Here is a 5,562-nt window from a genome sequence, read left to right as displayed (position 1 = left end):
CACAACTTTAGGCTTGCCACGCCACTACGATTTAAGGTTTACTTTATAAATAACCTCTAACTCAATAGTGGTTCAAGATTTTTTACCCGCAAAAGTACCCAGGTATGAAGTACTTTAAAATCATATACCCATGTGATTCGTATCAAAGAAAAAAGACAAATAACAAATAACAAACTTCTTATCGCCGTTTTCTCCCACGCTGCCAACTTTGACTGTTTGCTTGTTTGGTAAATTCACCTTGGGGAAACAATCGCTGTTCTATTTCTTCATAGCTACCTTCAAAATCACAATGACCATAAAGGGGACATTTCTGGCAATAAACGCCTTTAGTGTAGCGTTCTAAGTTCTCGCGGTTGAAATAATATGGTTTATGGCTAAAGGTGCTAGCAACCCACTGCCATGACATATTATTACTAGCTGGATCGCCATCTAAAAGATGTTGAAGAAACCACTTAGCTCCAGCTTGCCAGCGAATCCGCCGCCAATGAACAATATAAGCTGCTAACCACATCCGCGCATGGTTGTGTAGATAGCCAATTTTTTGCAAGTCTTGGCTAAAATTGTCGATGCAAACTCGCCCTGTATTTCCTTCGCGGATGTCCTGTGGTAAATCAGGTGCGTAATTTTGTGCTGTGTAACCTGTTTTGTATGCTTCTTGGTCTTGCCAAATCCCATCGCCAAGCTTGGCATATAATCGCTGCCAGTAGTCACGCCAGCCCAATTCGTTAATAAGTTTAGTAGCATCTTCTGGGTTGTTTACACGCTCAAGTACATAATCCCGAATTTCTCGCAAACTCAGAACTCCATAGCGGATGTAAGGCGAAAGCCGTGTTACCGCACCTGTTAAAAAGTTTCGTGTTTTTTCGTATGTTGTTGCATCTACTTTTTGTAATGCTTGTTCCGCAGCTTGGCGTCCGCCAACTATTTCGCTGATATCAGCATCACGTTCTGCCGCAGCCGGAAATTCTTGGCGGAGATAGGCTATTAACTCATCACGATTGGCAAATTCACGGAGCATTTTTTTATTAATGTATAGTTTTGTGCGTAAAGTTACTTGTCATTATAAATATGGCAGAGGGTAGAAAGCAGAAAGCAGCCCCAATAACACAAGTTTCACTGCCAAGTAGGAAAAAATCTCACAACCAAGCATAAAAATCCCTAACTTCTATTTTTAAGAAAAACTGAGAGCATCCATTGTTATTTCCTCTGTGCTTACTGTCCAGGTAAAATTGAATTCATCAGCGGCGAAATGCCAATCGCTACCACAGTGTTTTTCGCTTGAGTCTGACGTCAACCAGTAGGTGTTTGAAAACAAGAGTCAAATTTTGCGCCCCAAAAGCTTACTCCTAGTGGTTTTGAACCAGTTTTCACAGAGTAGGAGGTTGACGCAAACTCCCTAACCCTCTCTACACATGCTTTTGAGCTTATTTTACTTATGACACCCTTGACAACTCAATGCCACAAAAGCTACTTTGATTGGAGGTTGACGAAACTGTACCTTGAAAACCAAATATATCAATGCTTCCAACTCCGAGCGGTTCCAATTAACCAAAATCCCTATCAGGGATTGAAACAAAAACAAAGGGAATTACTATCGATGAAATAGCAGGTTCCAATTAACCAAAATCCCTATCAGGGATTGAAACACTGTAAAAATGTTCAAAGATTGGGCGGAGGGTTCCAATTAACCAAAATCCCTATCAGGGATTGAAACACCTGCTCAGTGATCGGCACCTCATTAAACCCATCAGGTTCCAATTAACCAAAATCCCTATCAGGGATTGAAACACGCTCTTTATCAGAAATACCCTCAGTGGGTAGTTCCAATTAACCAAAATCCCTATCAGGGATTGAAACTTAAATGAAGCTTATGGTGTATTTGCTTGTCGCGTTCCAATTAACCAAAATCCCTATCAGGGATTGAAACCTTGAATGGCAAAGGAAATATAACAGAATTAAATGTTCCAATTAACCAAAATCCCTATCAGGGATTGAAACCATGTAGACCATAATCATGATACTGGTAAAGTCAGAGTTCCAATTAACCAAAATCCCTATCAGGGATTGAAACCAGATATGCAAGGTGATGACTGTATCTGTATTGGTAGGTTCCAATTAACCAAAATCCCTATCAGGGATTGAAACTATTGTTTCCCATTGCTGGTCCACCCGAAGACAGTTCCAATTAACCAAAATACCTATCAGGGATTGAAACTATTTTTTGAAGCAATCACAGGAGGCGTTCTCTTCTTCAACCATGATAGGGCGAAACTCTTTACGGGAAAATCAAAGCGATAACGGTAAACTAGCAGATAAAACTGTTACCTGCTGACGCGATGAGCTTCTGCATCAATCCTCACTGCCCAAACCCGCAAAATAGCGATGATGAACTATTTTGTCTTAGTTGCGGCTCAGAACTACTACTACAAGGCCGTTATCGAGTCGTGTGTCTGCTAGGGGGCGGTGGGTTTGCGGTAACTTTTGAGGCGATAGAAGTCCGGACTAACACGCCCAAAGTTCTCAAAGTCTTAACGAACAATCATCAAAAAGCAATCGAACTATTTCAGCAAGAAGCAGAAGTTTTAAGCAAGCTTAATCATCCAGGTATTCCCAAAGTTGAGCGCGATGCTTACTTTGTCTATTTTCCCAGAAACAGCCAAAACCCAATCCATTGTTTTGTAATGGAAAAAATTGTGGGTATGGATTTGCAGAAATATATGCAAAATCGGGAGATGCGACCGATTGACCAAAATTTGGCTATTGCATGGCTGAGAGAATTAATTACTATTCTCGAACAGGTACACAATCAAAACTTTTTTCATAGAGATATCAAACCGCCCAATATCATGTTACGGGCGAGTTCTGGGGATCTGGCATTGATTGACTTTGGCACAGCCAGGGAACTTACACAAACTTATTATTTTGCACAGGCTCAAGGTCAGGTAACAGGAATTATTTCCGCAGGTTACACGCCAACAGAACAAATGAACGGTAAAGCTGTCCTCCAGTCAGATTTTTTTGCCTTGGGACGCACATTTGTATATCTGCTTGCAGGCAAACAACCTACTGACCCAACAATTTATAATTCTTACACCAATGAAATGGGCTGGCGGATTTACGCTCCTCATATTTCACCTTTGTTGGCAAATTTAATTGACCAGATGATGGCGCAGTTACCCAGTCAGCGGCCAGCGAATACTCAAGAGATTTTGCAACGTTTAACAGAGATAGAGCAAAGTTTACAACCTCCACCACCACTTCCTCCACCACCAAAATGGCCAAGACGGCGTTTAATTCAGATGCTTGGCTTTGGTGGTATTGGTCTAGCTGTACCAGTACTGTCATATACATTTCTTTTCAAGGATAGATCTACTCTTACTGTCTCCAGTACTGGATCTGGTGATTATAAAACTATTAGTGAAGCAATTAAAAATGCCCAACCAGGTACGCGTATTCTTGTACGTCCAGGTTTTTACCAAGAAGGTGTAATTATCAACAAGCCACTGAAGATTATTGGCGACGGGTCTGTAGCTAGCATCATCATCGAGAGTACAAACTCAAATTGCATTCTCATGCAAACAGACCAAGCTGAAGTTCGAGGTTTAACTCTGCGTGGTTTCGCAGGACTCAAGAATAACAAATTCTTTGCTGTAGATATTCCGCAAGGCGAACTGATATTGGCAGATTGCGATATTACTTCCGATTCACTTTCTTGTGTCAGTGTTCAGGGTGCTACAGCCAACCCAATTATTCAAAAGTGCAAAATCCACGATGGCGAACAAGCTGGAATCTTTTTCCAAAATAACAGTCGCGGGACAGTAGAAGATTGCGATATCTTTGGTAATGGTTTATCAGGCATAGCAATTAAAGAAAATAGCAACCCAATTATTCAACGGTGCAAACTCCACGATGGTAAACAAGGTGGAGTTCTTGTCTATGAAAACGCGCAGGGAACAGTTGAAGATTGCGAGATTTTTGGTAATGCTTTATCTGGTGTAGAAATTAGAACAAATGGCAACCCAATAATTCGGCGGTGCAAAATCAATCAGAATAAAGGACGTGCTCTTTATGTACACGATAACGGTTTAGGTACGGTAGAAAACTGCGATTTAAGCGGCAACATTCTCGGTGCTTTTACTATTGATACTAGTTCTAAGGTGCTGCGAAGTGGGAACACAGAATAAATTGTGTTTGAAATATAGCAATCCGATTTGATTACTGAAATTATTTACGTAGGGAGGGAACAGGGAACAGGGAACAGGGAACGGGGAAGAAGGAATAGAACTGTACTGAGTTTTTTTCAAAAATCAAATATGAGTCCTATATAAGGATATGCGATCGCCTAATTTCGGTAGAATTCTAAAGCGATCGCTATTTCTCTAACTACCATCATGAGCAACATTCTCCCAGTCGGACAACTAGCCCCTGATTTCTCTGTTCCTGACCAACATGAAAGTCCCGTCAGCCTAAGCGATTTTAGCGGTCAGTGGGTTATCCTTTATTTCTACCCCAAAGATGACACCCCCGGTTGTACTACTGAAGCTAAAGATTTTACCGAGTTAAATCAAGACTTCAGCTCACTAGGAGCGAAAATTTTAGGAGTGAGTCTAGATTCCGGTAAATCCCATTGTAAATTTATCAGTAAATATAACTTAACAATCACTCTCTTAAGTGACCCAGAACATGAGTTAGCCGAAACTTATGGTATTTGGCAATTAAAGAAGTTTATGGGTAAGGAATATATGGGTGTTGTTCGTTCCACTTTCCTAATTGATCCTGAGGGAAAGATTGCTTATACTTGGTCAAATGTAAAAGTTAAAGATCATGCGCAACAAGTCTTAACTAAATTGCAAGAATTGGCAGCTATATCAAGTTCATCATCCTAGAATGAAGAAGAGGTTGCAATTTCAATAACTTATAGTTCAAATTATCCAAGGGCAAAATTTTACTCTCACTTATCTAAAGGAAAACTTTGCTCTTAATAAATCTGAAGATGAGCAATTTTTTATAGAGTGCTTTGACAATTTACCTACGATAACTGAATTAGAAAAACAATATTTAGATAGAGTAAAAACTAACTATCTCAGCTTACTGGAAAATGCTCCTCTTTTAAAAGATGCAGTGAAATTAGTAGTATTATCACCCTTGCTAGATTTAGCTAGTTTTTATCGTCCTCCTTTTTCGATTGCTACAGAAGAAAATATAGAAATCAGTGAAGATGTCATTATCGGTAATGCAGACAAGACAGCAGAGGAAAAAGACATTATTAAAGGCAAAATTGATGTACTGGTTATCCAAAATAAGTTGTGGTTACTGGTAATTGAATCTAAAAGGTATGCTTTTTCCTTGTCTAAAGCAATTCCTCAGGCGCTTACTTATATGCTAGCTGCTCCTAACCCTGATGAGCCTGTATATTCGTTAGTGCTATATGGAGAGGATTTTCAATTTATAAAACTAAGCAAAAAAAATACTTCTACGTATGCATTATCCGATAGATTCACCTTAGAGGTTGTTTGAAAAGTGGTTTGTAGTGTTTTTAAGCACATTTAGATCCCCCCTACC

General features: G+C 39.8%; 4 protein-coding genes and 1 CRISPR repeat array. Of the genes, 3 read left to right on the top strand and 1 reads right to left on the bottom strand.

Translation table 11 applies throughout. The features are described from left to right. Positions 1 to 178: 178 nt before the first annotated feature. Positions 179 to 1,018, bottom strand: coding sequence for an FAD-binding domain-containing protein (locus BV372_RS22115; protein ID WP_179198187.1), 840 nt, complete (start codon positions 1,016 to 1,018; stop codon positions 179 to 181). Positions 1,019 to 1,537: 519 nt separating this feature from the next. After that, a CRISPR array of direct repeats spans positions 1,538 to 2,215; the repeat unit is 37 nt; unit sequence GTTCCAATTAACCAAAATCCCTATCAGGGATTGAAAC. Between the two features lie 121 nt (positions 2,216 to 2,336). Between BV372_RS22115 and BV372_RS22110 the strand changes: the two genes are divergently transcribed. The 3 genes from BV372_RS22110 (at position 2,337) to BV372_RS22100 (ending at position 5,517) form a co-directional block, all read left to right on the top strand. After that, the gene (locus tag BV372_RS22110; protein WP_086688650.1) at positions 2,337 to 4,184 is read left to right on the top strand and encodes a pectinesterase family protein; all 1,848 of its coding nucleotides are present in this window, start codon (positions 2,337 to 2,339) and stop codon (positions 4,182 to 4,184) included. 207 nt (positions 4,185 to 4,391) lie between these two features. Beyond that, a complete protein-coding gene (gene bcp / locus BV372_RS22105; RefSeq protein ID WP_086688649.1) occupies positions 4,392 to 4,886 on the top strand; it encodes a thioredoxin-dependent thiol peroxidase in 495 nt (164 codons plus the stop codon). Positions 4,887 to 5,121: 235 nt separating this feature from the next. After that, positions 5,122 to 5,517 (top strand): hypothetical protein, encoded by a 396-nt coding sequence (locus tag BV372_RS22100; RefSeq protein ID WP_256973381.1) that lies wholly within the window; start codon positions 5,122 to 5,124, stop codon positions 5,515 to 5,517. Positions 5,518 to 5,562 lie beyond the last annotated feature (45 nt).

It is taken from the genome of Nostoc sp. T09 (genome assembly GCF_002154695.1).
In the GTDB taxonomy this organism is placed as follows: Bacteria; Cyanobacteriota; Cyanobacteriia; order Cyanobacteriales; family Nostocaceae; genus Aulosira.
Note: the sequence above shows the minus strand (reverse complement) of the source record. Positions and strands in the feature narration are given on the sequence as shown.